The 15,747-nt window shown below is 69.6% G+C and carries 13 protein-coding genes; 8 read left to right on the top strand and 5 right to left on the bottom strand.

Annotation, left to right across the window (positions count from 1 at the left end; translation table 11 throughout):
• Window positions 1–282 precede the first annotated feature (282 nt).
• From DJ017_RS01790 to mmcB, 3 genes are all read left to right on the top strand, one after another.
• Window positions 283–1,410 (top strand): ferritin-like domain-containing protein, encoded by a 1,128-nt coding sequence (locus tag DJ017_RS01790; protein ID WP_111527099.1) that lies wholly within the window; start codon window positions 283–285, stop codon window positions 1,408–1,410.
• Window positions 1,411–1,651: 241 nt separating this feature from the next.
• Entirely contained in the window at window positions 1,652–2,188 is a 537-nt protein-coding gene (locus DJ017_RS01785; protein WP_111527098.1) for a lipocalin family protein, read from the top strand.
• Between the two features lie 109 nt (window positions 2,189–2,297).
• Window positions 2,298–2,753 (top strand): DNA repair putative endonuclease MmcB, encoded by a 456-nt coding sequence (mmcB, locus tag DJ017_RS01780; protein WP_111529924.1) that lies wholly within the window; start codon window positions 2,298–2,300, stop codon window positions 2,751–2,753.
• A 29-nt stretch (window positions 2,754–2,782) separates the two neighbouring features.
• On the opposite strand, the gene DJ017_RS01775 is transcribed toward mmcB, so the two are convergent.
• Window positions 2,783–3,337, bottom strand: a complete 555-nt coding sequence (locus DJ017_RS01775; RefSeq protein ID WP_111527097.1) for an ActR/PrrA/RegA family redox response regulator transcription factor — start codon at window positions 3,335–3,337, stop codon at window positions 2,783–2,785.
• A 99-nt stretch (window positions 3,338–3,436) separates the two neighbouring features.
• Window positions 3,437–4,840, bottom strand: a complete 1,404-nt coding sequence (locus DJ017_RS01770; RefSeq protein WP_377284523.1) for an ActS/PrrB/RegB family redox-sensitive histidine kinase — start codon at window positions 4,838–4,840, stop codon at window positions 3,437–3,439.
• A 70-nt stretch (window positions 4,841–4,910) separates the two neighbouring features.
• Between DJ017_RS01770 and DJ017_RS01765 the strand changes: the two genes are divergently transcribed.
• The 3 genes from DJ017_RS01765 to DJ017_RS01755 all read left to right on the top strand — a co-directional run bounded on the left by DJ017_RS01765 (window position 4,911) and on the right by DJ017_RS01755 (window position 7,668).
• Entirely contained in the window at window positions 4,911–5,525 is a 615-nt protein-coding gene (locus DJ017_RS01765; protein ID WP_111527096.1) for an SCO family protein, read from the top strand.
• 122 nt (window positions 5,526–5,647) lie between these two features.
• Entirely contained in the window at window positions 5,648–6,901 is a 1,254-nt protein-coding gene (locus tag DJ017_RS01760) for a polyhydroxyalkanoate depolymerase (protein WP_111527095.1), read from the top strand.
• A 29-nt stretch (window positions 6,902–6,930) separates the two neighbouring features.
• Window positions 6,931–7,668 (top strand): M48 family metallopeptidase, encoded by a 738-nt coding sequence (locus tag DJ017_RS01755; protein ID WP_111527094.1) that lies wholly within the window; start codon window positions 6,931–6,933, stop codon window positions 7,666–7,668.
• A 57-nt stretch (window positions 7,669–7,725) separates the two neighbouring features.
• Here DJ017_RS01755 and DJ017_RS01750 read toward each other — a convergent pair whose 3' ends face one another.
• A complete protein-coding gene (locus tag DJ017_RS01750) occupies window positions 7,726–9,714 on the bottom strand; it encodes a transglycosylase domain-containing protein (RefSeq protein ID WP_111527093.1) in 1,989 nt (662 codons plus the stop codon).
• A gap of 306 nt (window positions 9,715–10,020) precedes the next feature.
• Here DJ017_RS01750 and DJ017_RS01745 point away from each other — a divergent pair, with 306 nt between their 5' ends.
• The gene (locus DJ017_RS01745; RefSeq protein WP_111527092.1) at window positions 10,021–10,353 is read left to right on the top strand and encodes a CC_3452 family protein; all 333 of its coding nucleotides are present in this window, start codon (window positions 10,021–10,023) and stop codon (window positions 10,351–10,353) included.
• Between the two features lie 96 nt (window positions 10,354–10,449).
• Here the strand turns inward: DJ017_RS01745 and DJ017_RS01740 are convergent, their stop codons facing one another.
• Both DJ017_RS01740 and DJ017_RS01735 read right to left on the bottom strand, forming a co-directional pair.
• Window positions 10,450–12,207, bottom strand: coding sequence for a type I secretion C-terminal target domain-containing protein (locus DJ017_RS01740; protein WP_111527091.1), 1,758 nt, complete (start codon window positions 12,205–12,207; stop codon window positions 10,450–10,452).
• A gap of 166 nt (window positions 12,208–12,373) precedes the next feature.
• Window positions 12,374–14,860: a type I secretion C-terminal target domain-containing protein gene (locus DJ017_RS01735; RefSeq protein ID WP_111527090.1), complete on the bottom strand. Its 2,487-nt coding sequence runs from the start codon at window positions 14,858–14,860 to the stop codon at window positions 12,374–12,376.
• Between the two features lie 332 nt (window positions 14,861–15,192).
• Between DJ017_RS01735 and DJ017_RS01730 the strand changes: the two genes are divergently transcribed.
• The gene (locus DJ017_RS01730; RefSeq protein WP_111527089.1) at window positions 15,193–15,747 is read left to right on the top strand and encodes a F0F1 ATP synthase subunit delta; all 555 of its coding nucleotides are present in this window, start codon (window positions 15,193–15,195) and stop codon (window positions 15,745–15,747) included.

Genomic DNA, 15,747 nt, shown 5'->3' with positions numbered 1-15,747 from the left:
AATCGCCTCTCCCAAGCGAAGACTTGGGAGAGGGCAGGGTGAGGGCCGGCTCGTGCAGAAGGTTCCGCGCCGGATGACAGGTCGAGGGCCCTCGACGCGCAATCCGGAGCCGGCCCAGCCGGCCCTCACCCTGCCCTCTCCCGCCGGTGCGGGAGAGGGAAGCTGTTCCAACAAAAGATGACGCCTCCGTCACCTTCCTTGACGCTTCACGTGGCGCGCGTATCTTTCGCGGCTCGACAGAACGACAGTGGGCGAATGCGCGCCCCTCGAGGAGATCCGCTCATGGCCGCCGACGGCAACATCACCAAGGACATCATCTACGACGCCGTGGCGCCGGACGACTTCGAGTCGATGCTGGAGCTCGACCGCTACAACGCGCGCTCGACGGCCTTCGACAAGATCATCTCCGCGACCCACGACCACTTTTGGGATCCGCTCGACGCCAAATACATCGACTTCTCCGAGCCCTTCGACATGGAGAACGAGATGATCCTCCCCGAGACCATGATCGGGGCGCTGCAGACCGACTATGTGCGGAACCACCTGAAGACCGAGAAGGAGCGGGTGGCCTTCGCCAACGCCTCCACCCTGCGGACCTTCTCCTCGATCCTGCACGGCGAGCAGGGCGCGCTGAACCTGTCGGCCAGCCTCTGCCACGTGCTGAAGGACCAGGGCGCGCAGGAGTACGCGGCCAACCAGACGCGCGAAGAGGCCCGCCACGTCACCGCCTTCGCCAAGTACATCAAGGCCCGCTGGGGTCGCCCGGTGGAATGCGGCCCGACCCTGAAGGCGCTGCTGGTGGAGATCATCCACGCGCCGGAGGTCTACAAGAAGATCATCGGCATGCAGATGCTGGTCGAAGGCCTGGCCATGGGCGCCTTCGCCACGATCTTCAGCCAGACCAAGGATCCGCTGGCCAAGAAGCTGACCCAGCTCGTCATGACCGACGAGGCCTTCCACCACAAGTTCGGGAAGATCTGGGCCGACCGCACCATCCCGCACCTGTCGGCGGCCGAGCACGAGATCATCGAGAACTGGGCCGCGCACTGCTTCCAGACCCTGCTCTTCAACCTCGTGGCGCCGACCCAGCAGCGCGACCTCTACGAGGAGTTCGGCCTCGATCCGGAGCGCGTCATCCAGGAGATGGCGGCGATGGTCACCGACGAGACCCGTCGCGAGAACATGAAGGAGCAGTCCAACATCTTCCGCGTCCTGGTGAAGACCCTGCTCAACGCCGGCATCATCACCGACCGCACCAAGGCCTTCTATGCGACCTACGTCGACATGGAGGAGCTGAAGAGCGAGGGCGACAAGATGGTCGGCGACGACATCGCCGAGGAGGGCATCAAATACCTCCAGGAGATCAACTTCAAGGATCGCGCCAAGCAGATCCTGATCGCTGCCGAATAGGCCGCCTTCCACGAACCGACAGCCAGCGCCCGCCGGGACCCCTCGGCGGGCGCTTCGCTGTCCGCGCCCTTGGTGCGCAGCCGGCGAGAAACGGCGCCTGGCCGGTAACCAGTGCGGCGGAATGACCCGATCGCCGCCATTAAACGGTTAAGGTCGAGGCCCTATATTGCGGCCATATGAAGCGCCGGGCGCGACGCGCCGGGCGGTTTCCACAAGGCCGTCGCACGGATATTGGGGCGCGATGCTGAAGCGATTCATCCTCTCCGCCGCCGCGCTCGCCGGCGCGGCCCTCTCCCCGGCGCTCGCCACCCCGGCCGCGGCCGCGCCCGCCGGGCCGCGGATCGAGCTCACCCAGATGATGGGGCGCTGGTACGAGGTCGCCCGCATCCCCAACCAGCTGCAGAAGGGCTGCCAGGCCGGCGCCTCCGACTGGACCCGCGCCGGCGACGGCTTCGCGGTGGTGCAGAGCTGTCACAAGGGCGCGCCCGACGGTCCGGTCACCGAGTGGAAGGCCCGGGCCCGCAGCATGGACCCGGCGACCAACTCGATCTTCAAGATGAGCTTCTTCGGCGGCCTCGTGACCCGCGAGTACCGCGTCCTCGACCATCGCCCCGAACAGGGCTGGCTGATCCTCTCCACTGACGACGGCAAGTACCTCTGGCTGATGAGCCAGAAGCCGACCCTGACCGCCGCCGTCCGCGCCCAGGCCCTGGCCCGCATCAAGCAGCTCGGCTTCGACGTCGGCCGCCTCGAGTTCCCGCTTCCCGCGCGGAGCTAGGCGCGTCGCGCGGGACTCTTTGGTGGCGCGCGATCGTCGCGCTGATGCGCTCCCGACCCGACCGCGCCCAAGCTTGCATCCGGAACGTAGCCGGAACATGGTTTCGGACATGGACGTCTCCGTCACCGTCGTATCGGTCTCGCGGCCCGAGACCACCGCCGCCGTCACCCGCGGGGCGGCGCGGCTGCTGACCGCGCTCGGCTACGCGCCGCTCGCCGAGGTGACCCTGCCCAACGGCCGGCGCGCCGACCTGATGGCGCTGGGCCCGAAGGGCGAGCTCTTCATCGTCGAGGTGAAGTCGAGCCTGGAGGACTTCCGCACGGACCAGAAGTGGCACGAGTACGGCCCCTACTGCGACGCCTTCGCCTTCGCCGTGGCGCCGGAATTCCCGCGCGACATCCTGCCGGAAGAGCCTGGCCTCATCGTCGCCGACGCCTTCGGCGGGGCGGTGCTGCGCGAGGCGCCCATAGCCCCGCTCGCCGGCGCCCGCCGCAAGGCGCTCACCATCGCCTTCGGCCGGCTCGCGGCCCTGCGTGCGGCGGGCGTTCAGCAGGCGGAGCTTTAGCCTCTCCCGCGAATGGGAGAGGAGAGAGCTTACCGCGGAGCGCGCTTGGCGAGGATCCGCTGCAGGGTGCGGCGGTGCATGTTGAGCCGGCGGGCGGTCTCCGAGACGTTGTGGTTGCACAGCTCGTAGACCCGCTGGATGTGCTCCCAGCGCACCCGGTCGGCGCTCATCGGGTTCTCCGGCGGGGCCGGGGCGTCGCCCTTGGCCAGCAGGGCGCGGACCACGTCGTCGGCGTCGGCCGGCTTGGAGAGATAGTCGACGGCGCCGGCCTTCACCGCCTGCACCGCCGTGGCGATGTTGCCGTAGCCGGTCAGCATGATGATCTTGGCGTCGGGCCGGGCCTCGCGCACCGCCTCGACCACCTTCAGGCCCGAGCCGTCCTCCAGCCGCATGTCGAGCACGGCGTAGGCGGGGGCGGCGCTGCGCACCGCGGTCAGGGCCTCGGCGACGCTGCCGACCAGCACCGGCTCGAAGCCGCGCTGCTCGAGCGCGCGGCCGAGCCGCGTGCGCAGCGGCGCATCGTCGTCGAGGAGGAGCAGGGATCTGTCGGGCAGGGCCGCGACGTCGGAGGAGAGGTCGGTCATACAGTTACCCCTGGTTGTGGTGCTCCCTAAACGCACCACTGCGGCATCCTGTCGCACGTTTCAGTCCTTCGACAAGTCCCGTGCGGGTTCTCGGGCCCATTATTCAGCCCCGACTTCGATGCGGCCCCGGGGCCATCGCGCGGAGACGATGGCGCCGCGGGGACGTCCGTTCTGGAATGTGACCACGGCGCCGGTCCGCTCCAAGAGCGTCTTGGAGATGAAGAAACCCAGGCCCATGCCGATGTGGCCGGTCCGCGAGCCCTCGGCGCCCGGCCGGGTTGTGACATAGGGCTCGCCCAGCTTGGCCAGGATCTCCGGCGCGAAACCGGGCCCGTCGTCACGGACCTCCACGGAAATGGTCTCGGCGTCGAAACGGGCGGTCACCAGCACCTCGGCCGCGGCGAAGTCCACTGCATTTTCAACGAACGAAGTGAGCGCATGGATTATCTCAGGCATTCGCTGAATATCGGGCGCGTGTGTTCCTGCGGCGCCGGTGACGATCGCCTCGACGCGCACGTCCTTCACTCCGGCGTGGGGCTCGATCACCTCCTGCACGAGCTGGCGCAGCGACAGCCGCTCGTGGACCTCGTCGGAGGCCTTGTCTGGGGTCTCGGTCAGCCGGCGCAGGATCTCGCGGCAACGGTCGGCCTGGGCCATCAGGAGCTCGGCGTCCTCCTTCACGCCCGCCGTCGGGGCCTCGCGGGCCATCTCCTTGGCGACGATGGCGATGGTGGCCAGCGGCGTGCCGAGCTCGTGCGCCGCCGCCGCGGCGAGGGCGCCGAGGGCCGAGAGCCGCTGCTCGCGTGACAGCACGGTCTGGGTGACGTCGAGGGCCAGCGCCATCCGCGCGGCCTCCGCCGCCGCCTGGCGGACGTAGCCGGCGATCAGGGCGATGCCCGTGATATTGGCGATGGCGGCGGCCACTCTATAGGGCCTGGAGACGACGATCGCCGCCCCGTCCGCGCCCGGCAGGGGCAGGGCGAGGAAAGCCAGGAACAGGGAGGCGAGGCTCGCCAGGACAGCCAGGGCGAGCGTGTGGCGCACCGGCAGGGTGGCCGCCGCCAGGGTCACCGGCGCGATCAGCAGCAGCACGAACGGATTGCCCGTACCGCCGGTCAGGAACATCAGGGCGGTGATCTGGACGATGTCGACCGCCAGCTGGCCCGCCGCCTCGAGGTCGCCCAGGGTCCGCTGGCCCGGACTGGCGACGCCGGTCAGCAGGTTGATCCAGGCGCCGGCGCCGATCACCCCGAAGCACAGCGGATAGGGCGGATGGACGCCCAGGCCGAGTCCGGCGGCCATCAGCAGCAGGGCCTCGCCGGCCAGGACCAGCCAGCGCTGGGTGACCAGGGTTCGCACCCGCAACCGTCCGCCGTGGGCCGCCGCGTCGCCCCATTCGCCCATGGGCGTGCGGCCGTCGCCTTGCGCCGGCGCGGCGGCGGTCTTATCGAGGCCGGCGACGGGCTTCAGCGCCGCCGCGGCGGGGGTCCGCACACTGACCATCGGCTGTCAGGATCGCCCGCGAAAGCGCCGCTGACGAGCCCAAATGCGCAGGGAAAGGGCGTCAGATTCCATGAGCCGGGGGTTCATCGCCGTTCTCGCCGTCCTCGCCATCGCCTTCGCGGTGATCACAGGGCTTGCCGTCCAAAGGGGGATCCTGAGCCCCCATCCCCAGCAAACCGCCACCTTGGGCGGTCCGTTCCAACTGGTCGACCAGACCGGCCGCCCGCGCGACCAGCACATCCTCGAGGGCAAGTGGACGGCGGTGTTCTTCGGCTACACCAACTGCCCCGACGCCTGCCCGACCACCCTGTTCGCCCTCGGCCAGACGGAGAAGCTGCTCGGGGCCAAGGCGGCCGACTTCCAGACCATCTTCATCTCCGTCGATCCGGCGCGCGACACCCCGGCCCAGCTCGCCAGGTACCTGTCCAATGACGCCTTCGCGCGCCACGTCACCGGCCTGACCGGCTCCCAGGCGCAGGTCGACGTCGCCGCCAAGGCCTACAAGGTGTTCGCCCAGAAGGCGGGCGAGGGCCCCGATTACACGGTCAACCACTCGACCTTCACCTATCTGATGAACCCCAAGGGCGGCTTCGCCTGCGTGATCCCCTACAACGCCCCGCCCCAGCAGATCGCTTCGCAGGTGCAGAAGGCCATGGCGCAGGGCCCCAACGCCGAGAGCTGCTGACCGAAGGGCTGGCGAGCGAGGGCGGCGGGCGCATTGTCGCGCCCCGCGGAGGGACACAGCCAAGCTATGGACCCGATTAACTCCTTCGGTGTTATGTTGCGGCGCACCATATTGGACCGCACATGCTCTATACGCTCTACGAAGCCGGCTACTACGCCGCCACTCCCTGGCGGTTCGCGGCCTTGGCCGCCAAGAATTTCTGGTCCTCGCCGCTGAACCCGGCGCGCGACACCGACTTCGCCCGCAGCGCCTATGCGGCCTCCGACCTCTTCGCCAACCTGACCCGCCGCTATGGAAAGCCCCAGTGGGGCATCGACATGGTGGAGTGCGACGGCCATCCGGTGCGCGTCCATCCGCGGGTGGTGTGGGCGACGCCCTGGGTCAAGCTGCTGCACTTCAGCCGCGACAGCGACGATCTGAAGGCCGCCGGCCGCGCCAAGCCCGAGCCGCCCGTGCTCATCGTGGCGCCGATGTCCGGCCACTACGCCACCCTGCTGCGCGGCACGGTCCAGGCCTTCCTGCAGGACCACGAGGTCTACGTCACCGACTGGGCCAACGCCCGCGAGGTGCCGGTCTACGAGGGCAAGTTCGACTTCCACGACTACATCGAACATGTCCGCCAGATGCTGACGGTGCTCGGCGGCCGCGCCCATGTGGTGGCGGTCTGCCAGCCGGGGCCGGCCGTGCTCTCGGCCGCCGCCCTGATGGCCGAGGATCAGGATCCCAACCGTCCGGCCTCGATCACCGTCATGGGCTCGCCGATCGACGCGCGCCTCTCGCCGACCGTCACCAACCGCCTGGCCGAGGACCGGCCCTTCGCCTGGTTCGAGTCCAACATGATCTACGCCGTGCCGCCGCCGCATCCGGGCGTCGGCCGGCGGGTCTATCCGGGCTTCGTCCAGCTCACCGCCTTCATGTCGATGAACCTCGAGCGGCACCAGGAAGCGCACATGCGCTACCTGCAGCACCTCATGGAGGGCGACGGCGATTCCGCCGACAAGCACCTCAAGTTCTACGACGAGTACCTCTCGGTGCTGGACCTGACCGAGGAGTTCTACCTCCAGACGGTCGACAAGGTGTTCCAGCGCTACCTGCTGCCGAAGGGCGAGCTGGAGCACAACGGCCGCCTGGTCCGCCCCGAGCTGATGACCGACATCGGCCTGCTTACCGTCGAGGGCGAGAACGACGACATCTCCGGCATCGGCCAGACCCAGGCGGCCCACGGCCTCTGCTCGGGCCTGCCCGCGCACCTCAAGGAGGACTACGTCCAGCCGGGCGTCGGCCACTACGGCGTGTTCAACGGGGCGCGGTTCAACAGCGAGATTTACCCGAAGGTCCGCGCCTTCATCCGGCGAGTCGATCCGGCCTTCGAATAGCCGCCGAGCCGACCTACATTGCCCTCCACATGAGTCCCTTCGGCCGGTCACTCGCCGACGGTGACCGGCTGGAAGTGGCCGGCGCCGTCGTGACGCTCAAGATCAACCGCCGCGCCCGGCGCGTCTCGCTGCGGCTCGACCGCACGCGCCGCCAGATCGTCGCCACCGCCCCCTCCGCGCGCCGCCTTTCCGAGGCCGCCGCCTTCGCCCGCGAGCGCGCCGGCTGGATCGCCGAGCGCCTGGCCGAGCTGCCGCCGCCTTCGCCAATCCGTCCCGGCATGACGCTGGAGATCTTCGGCGAGCCCGTCCTGCTCGAGACCGGCTCGGGCCGCGCCCGCTGGCACGAGGGCAGCGCCTTCACGCCCCACCGCATCTCGGCCATGGGCGAGGGCGAGGGCTTCGCCCGGGCGGTGATCCTGGTGATCAAGAAGCGCGCCCTTCAGGTCTTCACCGAGCGGACGGCGGTCTATGCGGCCGAGCTCGGCGCGCCGATGCCGAAGGTCGCGATCATGGACGCCAAGGCGCGCTGGGGTTCCTGCCGCGCCGGCCGCCACGGCCAACCCGGCTCGATCCGCTATTCCTGGCGCCTGGCGCTCGCACCCTTCGCCGTGGCCGACTATGTCGCCGCCCACGAATGCGCCCACCTCAAGGAGCTGAACCACGGCCCGCGCTTCTGGGCGCACGTGAAGGCCCTGGTGGGTGACGAGCGCCCGCACCGCGCCTGGCTGCGCGCCGAGGGCGCCAGGCTCCACGCCTTCGGGACCTAGGAGCGACAGCCAGGAAAAGTGGGAACCGCTTTTCCGTCCGGCTGCGCGACCAGAAAATCAGTACGGCGGGGTGTTGGCGTCGGCCGGGGCGCGCTGGTCCGGCGGCGTGTCGTCCGGCAGCTCGGACGGCGGCTGGATCATCTGCTGGCCGTTCAGGAGATCGCCGATGGCGTCGGCCGGCTCGGGCGGCGGCGCTTCGCCTCCGGGGATCGGCTCCACCTTCAGGCGCGGCAGGGCGGCGGTCATGTAGTCGCGCCAGATGCCCGCCGGCGCGGCCCCGCCGGTGACCTTCTTCATGGGCGTGTTGTCGTCCTTGCCGACCCACACCGCCGTCACGAAGCCGCCGGTGTAGCCGATGAACCAGGCGTCGCGGTAATCGCTGGTGGTGCCGGTCTTGCCGGCCAGGTCGTAGCCGCCCACCTTGGCGCGCATGCCGGTGCCCGAGGTCACCACCTGGCGCATCATCCGGATCATGTACGAGAGCGCCGGCTGCCCGATCACCGCCCGCCGCTCGGGCGCGCCGACGCCGTGATCGAAAAGCACCTTGCCCGAGGCCGTGCGGATCCGCTCGATGGCGTAGGCCTTGGCGTAGAAGCCGCCGTTGGCGAACGGGTCGTAGGCCTGGGCCATCTCCATCGGGCTCACCTCCACCGCGCCGAGCGCCATGGAGGGATCGAGCTGGATCGGCGAGGTGATGCCGAGCCGGCGGGCCGTGGCCGCCACGTTCGAGGTGCCGACCTCGTTGGCCAGCCGCGCCGCCACGGTGTTGATCGACTCCTTCAGCGCCGTCTCGAGCGTGATCGGCCCGAGGTACTTGCCGGTGTAGTTGCGCGGCTGCCAGTTGCCGATGGTGATCGGCTCGTCGACCACCGGCGTGTCCGGCGTGCGGCCGGCCTCCATCGCGGTCAGATAGACGAACGGCTTGAAGGACGAGCCGGCCTGGCGGCGGGCCATGGTCACGCGGTCGAACTGGCTCTGCAGGTAGTTGACCCCGCCGACGTAGGCGCGCACCCGGCCCTCGCCGTCGAGCGAGACCAGCGCCGCCTGCTGGACGCCCTGGTTGGCGGCCTCGGCGACGCCCTTCTGCAGGGCCTGTTCGGCGGCCGCCTGCAGCGGCAGGTCGAGGGTGGTCTCCACCACCAGGTCTTCGGTGGGCTCGCCCACCAGCTGGCGCACCTGGTCGTCCAGCCAGTCGGTGAAGTACTGCGCCCGCTGGTTGGCCAGCACCGGGTTCACCCGCACCTTCTGCTGGAAGGCCTGGTCGCGCTCCTGGGGCGTGATGGCGTGGATGCGGACCATCTCGTCGAGCACGATGGTGGCGCGCCGCGCGGCACGGTCGGTGGCCGCCACCGGCGAGTAGCGCGAAGGGCCCTTCATCATGCCGGCCAGCAGGGCGCTCTCGCCGAGCGTCAGCTGCGAGGCGGGCTTGTTGAAATAGCGCTGACTGGCGGCCTCGATGCCGTAGGCGCCGGCTCCGAAATAGACGCGGTTCAGATAGAGCTCGAGGATCTGCTTCTTGGAGAACTTGGCCTCCAGCCAGACCGCCAGGATCAGCTCCTGCACCTTGCGCCGGTAGGTCTGGCTGGGCGTCAGGAACAGGTTGCGGGCGAGCTGCTGGGTGATCGTCGAGCCGCCGCGCAGCGGACCCCCGTGATGGGTGGCGTTGTAGGCGACGCTGCGGGCGATGCCCCAGGGGTTGAAGCCGAAGTGCCAGTAGAACCAGCGGTCCTCGATGGCGATGAACGCCTTCGGCACATAGGCCGGCAGCTTGTCGAGATCGACGGGCGGCGCGTACTGGCTGCCGCGCACCGAGATCAGCCCGCCCGAGCGGTCCAGGTAGGAGACCGACGGCTGGCGCTTCACCTCGTAGAGCTTGGAGGTGTCGGGCAGGTCGATGGCGAAGACCGCGAAGAAGGCGACCAGGAAGATCAGCCCCCAGACGCCGAGCACCAGCGTCCAGTAGATCAGCGCCTGCAGGGGGGAACGCTTGGGGCGGGGGGCGTCCGGGCCGTGACCGCCGGGTCCCGGCGACTGCGCTCTGGCCATGTCGTCCGTCGTTCCTGTCGTCGAGTTGGGCCGCCCCGACCCGGCCCGTTGCTTACCTCACCGCACGCATGCGCGCGACAAGATTGACGGCCGATGAATGGACGGGGGCGCCGGCCCCAGCTCTGCATTCACGCATATCGGTGTTGCGAAAAAAGCGGTTGCCGTCGATCTTAACACCGTTATCTTAGCGATGCTCAGTTCGTTGTGCGTCGCCGGAGGGGATAACCGGCGTCGATCCACGCGGCGGACTGAGCCGCTGCCCGATCTTGAGCAACGTCATCTCCCTGAACCGCTGGAGGGCTCTTCATGAAGCTCCAAACCCTTGCGGCCGCCTGCGCCGCCCTCGTCTCCCTGTCCGCCACCGCCGCCTTCGCGTCGGAGCCGGTGACCGCCAAGCTGCAAGCTCCGGTCGCCGAAAAGACCAAGTTCATCGCCGGCGGCGCGATGTTCGTCTGTGAAGGCGACGCGTGCGTGGCGAACGCCCCGACCTCGCAGACCTTCGCCACCTCCACCTGCAAGGCCATCGCCTCCAAGGTCGGCGCCGTCGCCAGCTTCAGCGCCCGCAAGGCGCTCGACGACGCGCGCGTCACCGAGTGCAACGCCGCGGCGCCGGCCAAGACCGCGCTCGCCAAGCAGTAAGGCTTTCAAGTTCTCCCCAGCGGCTCCGTTGTCGAGCGCTGCACCTGAAAAGGGCGCCGGTGTCCGGCGCCCTTCTTTTATCCGGCAATGCCGCCCTCAGTGGAAGATCCAGTCCTGGGCGGTGGCGGCGCCGGGAGAGACGTGGTCGAGGGTCGCCACGAAGCTGCCCCAGGGATCGGCCGAGCCGCGGCCATCGCTGTCGAAATAGAGCCAGCTTCCGCCCGAACCGTTGTAGATAAGCTTGACGTAGCCGTCGCCGATCGGGTCCGCGCCCGAATAGCCGGCGCCGGCTAGCAGCCCCGCCACGTCAATCCTGTCGGTCCCGGCCGTGAAGTCGGTGATCTCGGCCGCGCTCCAGGGCAGGACCTTGAAGACGAAGTGGTCGGCGCCGCCGGAGCCGGTCATCACGTCCGGCCCGTGCGCGCCGGTCAGGGTGTCGTTCCCCGCCCCGCCGATCAGGGTCGAGCCGCCGTCGGAGGCCTGCAGCGTCTGGTCGCCGCCGACCAGCGGCGGCGGCGGGGGCGGATCGCCCACCGGACTGCTGGCGCTGGCCGTTCCCGACAGCTTGGCCCAGGTGAGGCCCGAGGCTGCGACCCCGTCCAGGTGGATCACATAGTCCGGCCATTGCTGGCCGCTGGCGTGGCCGTCCTTGTCGAACAGCACCTGGGTCCCGCCCTGGCCGTCGTCCATGAGCCAGACATAGCCGTCGGCGACCGGATCGGCGCCGGCGGAGCCCGCGTCGCGGAACAGGCCCGAGAGGTCCAGCCGGTCGGTCCCGAGCGAGAAGTCGGTGATCTCCGCCGGCGCCCAGGGGGCGTGGGCGAAGACGAAGGCGTCGTGCTCGCCGCCGCCGGTCAGGCGATCCGGCCCCTGGCTGGCGTTGAGGGTGTCGTCGCCCGCGCCCCCGACCAGGGTCGCCCCGACCTGGCTGGCGGTCAGCACCTGACCGCCGCTCGTCGTCGCGGCGGCGGCGGTCTGCAGATGGAAGCCGAAACCCACCGGATAGCTGGCCGAGCCGGAGGCGTCGGTGACGCGCACCCAGCCGGTGTAGTCGCCGTCGCCAGACGTCGGCAGGGTGATGTCTATATAGCCGCGCGCGACGTCGTCCGGCGTGATCGCGATCCCGCCGCCCTGGTTGTCGTAGTGGGCCACGCCCTTGTCCAACTCGACGAAGGCCTCGCCGGCCTGGGCGACGCTGATCCGCACGGTCGGGATCGCGTCGTCCGTGGTCGCGCCGTTGGCCAGGGCGCCGGTCTGGGCGCCGACGTCGTCCATGACGGTCACGCCGGGCTTCGCCGGCGTCGACAGGCTGCCCGCCGTGTGCGGGTCGAAGGTGAGGGTGCGGATCGTGCCGCCGTCGCTCCAGTTCACCGCGATGTCGCCGCCCGCGCCGGGGGTGATCGAGGTGATCTGTCCGGCGAGCTGGATGTGGCCGTAGTTCAGGCTGTGGCCGGCGGCGTCGTAGAACTCGAGCAGGGGCGTCGAGGCGTCGAGCCCGCTGTCGGGCAGGATGCCGTGGAAGTCCACCAGGAACCCACCGTCGGAGCCGGCGGTCAGGTGGAAGTCGGTTCCCGCCGCCGTGCTCGAGTGGGCGGTCGTGGCGCCGTCGGCGCCCTGGATGCTGATCTCGCCCCAGGATCCGCCGGGCGAGGCCGCCGAATAGACGACGGCGTAGCCCCCGTTGCTGAGGCCTTCCACGTCATAGGGGCCGCTGACGCGGTAGCTGAAGGTCAGCTCGGCGCCGAGCTTGGCGCCCGCCGCGTCGTACTTCTGCGCGTGAAGGACATTGGGCCCGCTGGTGTCGAGCCAGGATTCGACGTGGCCGCCATCGGCGGTCGGCGTGGACAAGGTCATCTAAGGGGCGCCCCCAGCACTCGGTTTACTCGACCACGCCCGCCCCCGCGGCGGAGCGCGTCTCTCCGCCACTTGGAACCGCCCACGGAGGGGCCGGTTCCTATGGCCAAGCCCGTCCGGGAGCGTCGCCGCAATCACATCGGCGAGATCGCGGTGACGCTTGATCTCAGGTGAAGATGAAGTCCGAAGCCGACAGGCTCGAGGCCGGGACGTGGTCGATCGTGGCGAGGAACGTCCCCCACTGATCCGCCGAACCGTGGCCGTCGGTGTCGAAATAGAGCCAGGTGTCGCCCTGACCGTCGTCGACCAGCCTGACGTAGCCGTCGCCGATCGGATCGCTGCCCTGGTAGTGATAGGCGGCCAGCAGGCCCGACAGGTTGATGTGGTCCGTCCCGTCCGCGAAATCCGTGATCCGCGAAGGGCTCCAGGGCAGCGGGTTCCAGACGAACTGATCCGCCCCGGCCCCGCCCGTCATGGTGTCGGGCCCCGTGCCGCCGTCGAGGGTGTCGTTCCCCGGGCCGCCGGTGAGGTTCGAGCCGCCGTTCTGACCCGACAGGACGACGCCCTGGCCATTGGGCGGCGGCGGACTGGTCGGGTTGCCGCCCACCAGGTCGTCCCGGGTGATCGCGCTGGCCGGGACGTGGTCGAGGGTCGCGATGAACGAACCCCACGGGTCGGCCGAACCATGCCCGTCGGTGTCGAAGTAGAGCCAGGTGTTCCCGTGCCCATCGTCGACGGGCTTGACCCAGCCGTCGGCCACGGGATCGGTTCCTGAGTAGTGGTAGGCGAAGAGCAGGCCTGTCAGGTCGAGCAGGTCCGTCCCGTCGGTGAAGTCCGTGACGTGCCCGGGACTCCAGGGAAGGTTGTTCCAGGCGAAATGGTCGGCCCCGCCGGCCCCCGTCATGGTGTCGGGGCCGGGCCCGCCGGTCAGCGTGTCGTTCCCCGATCCGCCGGCGAGATCGGAGCCGCCCGCCTCGCCCTGCAGCGCCTGTCCGCCGGCGGCGGGCGGCGGCGGGGGCGGCGGGCTGGTCGACGTGCCGCCGACCAGGTCGGCGCTGGTGATCTGGCTGGCCGGGACATGGTCGAGGGTGGTGACGAAGCTCCCCCACGGGTCGCCGGAGCCGTGGCCATCCCGGTCGAAATAAATCCAGGTATTGCCGGACCCGTCGTCGATCGGCTTCACATAGCCGTCGGCCACCGGATCGGAGCCGGAATAGTTCGCCGCGGAGAGCAGCGCCGAGAGGTCCAGACGGTCCGTTCCGTCGGTGAAGTCGGTGACGTGGCCGGGACTGTAGGGAACGGCGTTCCAGGCGAAGTGGTCGCCGCCGCCGCCGCCCGTCATGGTGTCCGGACCCGAGCCGCCGATCAGGGTGTCGTCGCCAGATCCTCCCTGCAGGTTGGAGCCGCCGTCCTGGCCCCGGAGCACCTGGCCGCCGGAAGGCGGCGGGGAGGTCTGGAGGGTGAAGCTGGTGTCCGCGCGCGGCGTGGTCAGGCCGTCGGCGTCCAGGAAGCGGGCCGACGCGGCATAGGCGCCGTCGCCCTGGGCGGCGCTCATCGTCACCTCCACATAGCCGCGCGCGATGTCGGCGTCGGTGGTGTGGACCTCGGTGCGGATGGAACTGCTTTCATGGCTCAGGCTCACCACCACCTCGCCGGCTTCGCGCACCGCGACGCGGAACGTCGGGGTGGCGTCGTCGGTCGTGCCGCCGGTCGTGATCTGACCCATCTGGGGCCCGTAATCGTCCCAGGCGCTCAGCGAGGTGGGCGCCGGACCGGTCAGGGCGCTGGCGTGCAGCGGGTCGAGGACGAGCGTCCGGCTGGCGCCGAAGTCGTCCCAGTTCACGTCGATCCTGCCGCCGGCCTCGGCCACCACAGAAGTGACGGGCCCCAGCATGTGCAGGTCGTTCGACATGGAGACGCCGGCGTTGTCGTAGGTGTGCAGGATGGTGTCGCCGGTGCTGACCACGTCCACCCAGTTGGTGAGGAAGCCGCCGGCCGCGCCCGCCGTCGCCACGGCGTTGAAGCCGGTGGTGATGGTTGTCAGCACCGCGCCGTGAGCGTCGACGACCGGACCCTTGCGGTTCGTGAAATGGTCGCCGTCCAGGAACAGGGCGACGGAGTTCCCGCCGTAGAGGGGCGTGATGGAATAGTCGCTCGGCTGGCCGCTCTCGTACTGGCCCATGAACATCTGGCCGACCGTGTGGCCCGCCGGGTCGTAGCGTTGGACGAGGGCGGTGTAGAACGGGATGCTGCTGTTGAAGGTGTAGCTCACCGTATGACCGCCGTCGGTCATGTCGGTGCGCAGGACGCCGCTCGTCGGCGCCAGGTCGAACTGCAGGGTCCCGCTCGCCACCTGCGCGCCGCCGCTGTCGTAGGCGCCGACCGTGAAGGGCTGCAGGTCGGACTTCACGTAATGGGCGGCGACGTCGACATAGCCGCGGGCGACGTCGTCGGCGCTGACCGCCGCCTGGCCCACGTCCGTCCCCATGTCGCTGACCTTGATCGTCTCCCCGGCCTGGATCGCCGCGCCGGAACTGGTGGTCAGCCAGACGCGCACCACCGGCGTCGGATCGTCGGTCATCTGGTTGGTGGTGATCAGCCCCTGCTCGGGGCCGTAGTCGTCGACAAGGGCGATGGAGAGGCTGTCGGTCATGACGGGCTCGCGGGTCGGGCCACGGCCCAAAGTGGGGCGGCGGCCTAGGCCCGGCGCAAACCAGCCACGCTCGGCCAATGTTCCGCCGCATTCCGGCCAGCGTTTCGATCCCGCTCCGCGACGAAATAACAAAGAGTGTGAGCATTACGCTGCGGCGCCCCGTCCCCTTGTGTTGCGAGGCGTCAGGTCGCGTGCTATCAGGCGCGCGGCTTTGGGCCGGGGTCGTTAAGGCCCCTTAGCCTGATGTGCTTTTTCCAAGCGCTTTCAAGCCTTTAGTCGCCGCGGCGCCTTCCGCAGCGGCTTAGTCATACCGACCGGGCGGACGAGATTAAGTGGCGGACGAATCCAACGCGTCGAACGTAGGCGGCCGATATGCGCAGGCCTTGTTCGACCTCGCGACCGAACAGAACGCAGTGGCGGCCGTCGAGGCCGACCTGAAGTCGTTGAAGAAGGCCCTCGCCGAGAGCCGGGACCTGAAGGTCCTGCTCGCGTCGCCGGCGTTCAACGCCGAGGACAAGGGCAAGGCCCTGTCGGCGATCGCCGTGAAGGCGAAGTTCAACGGCGTGACCAAGAAATTCCTGGGCCTGCTTGCGGCGAACGGCCGCGCCAGCGCCCTGCCGGCCGTGATCGCCGCCTTCGAGGCCCTCGCGGCCAAGGCGCGCGGCGCGGTGTCGGCCGAGGTGACCACCGCGATCCCGCTGACCGCCGCCCAGACCAAGGGCGTGGCCGCGGCCCTGCGCCAGGCGCTAGGCAAGGATCCTGAAATCTCGACCCGCGTCGATCCCGCCCTCCTCGGCGGCATCCGCGTGAAGGTCGGTTCCCGTCTGTTCGACGCTTCGCTCCGTTCGAAGCTCGATTCTCTGAAATTCGCCCTGAAGAGAGCGTAA

This window comes from Phenylobacterium soli, from assembly GCF_003254475.1.
GTDB classification, from domain to species: domain Bacteria; phylum Pseudomonadota; class Alphaproteobacteria; order Caulobacterales; family Caulobacteraceae; genus Phenylobacterium; species Phenylobacterium soli.
Note: the sequence above shows the minus strand (reverse complement) of the source record. Positions and strands in the feature narration are given on the sequence as shown.

Bases quoted from the DNA above. Each gene is read 5' to 3' on its own strand.
- DJ017_RS01790 (WP_111527099.1), top strand. From the start codon at position 283: ATGGCCGCCGACGGCAACATCACCAAGGACATCATCTACGACGCCGTG.
- mmcB (WP_111529924.1), top strand. From the start codon at position 2,298: ATGGACGTCTCCGTCACCGTCGTATCGGTCTCGCGGCCCGAGACCACC.
- DJ017_RS01755 (WP_111527094.1), top strand. From the start codon at position 6,931: ATGAGTCCCTTCGGCCGGTCACTCGCCGACGGTGACCGGCTGGAAGTG.
- DJ017_RS01745 (WP_111527092.1), top strand. From the start codon at position 10,021: ATGAAGCTCCAAACCCTTGCGGCCGCCTGCGCCGCCCTCGTCTCCCTG.
- DJ017_RS01740 (WP_111527091.1), bottom strand. From the start codon at position 12,207: ATGACCTTGTCCACGCCGACCGCCGATGGCGGCCACGTCGAATCCTGG.
- DJ017_RS01770 (WP_377284523.1), bottom strand. From the start codon at position 4,840: ATGGTCAGTGTGCGGACCCCCGCCGCGGCGGCGCTGAAGCCCGTCGCC.
- DJ017_RS01775 (WP_111527097.1), bottom strand. From the start codon at position 3,337: ATGACCGACCTCTCCTCCGACGTCGCGGCCCTGCCCGACAGATCCCTG.
- DJ017_RS01760 (WP_111527095.1), top strand. From the start codon at position 5,648: ATGCTCTATACGCTCTACGAAGCCGGCTACTACGCCGCCACTCCCTGG.
- DJ017_RS01785 (WP_111527098.1), top strand. From the start codon at position 1,652: ATGCTGAAGCGATTCATCCTCTCCGCCGCCGCGCTCGCCGGCGCGGCC.
- DJ017_RS01750 (WP_111527093.1), bottom strand. From the start codon at position 9,714: ATGGCCAGAGCGCAGTCGCCGGGACCCGGCGGTCACGGCCCGGACGCC.
- DJ017_RS01765 (WP_111527096.1), top strand. From the start codon at position 4,911: ATGAGCCGGGGGTTCATCGCCGTTCTCGCCGTCCTCGCCATCGCCTTC.
- DJ017_RS01735 (WP_111527090.1), bottom strand. From the start codon at position 14,860: ATGACCGACAGCCTCTCCATCGCCCTTGTCGACGACTACGGCCCCGAG.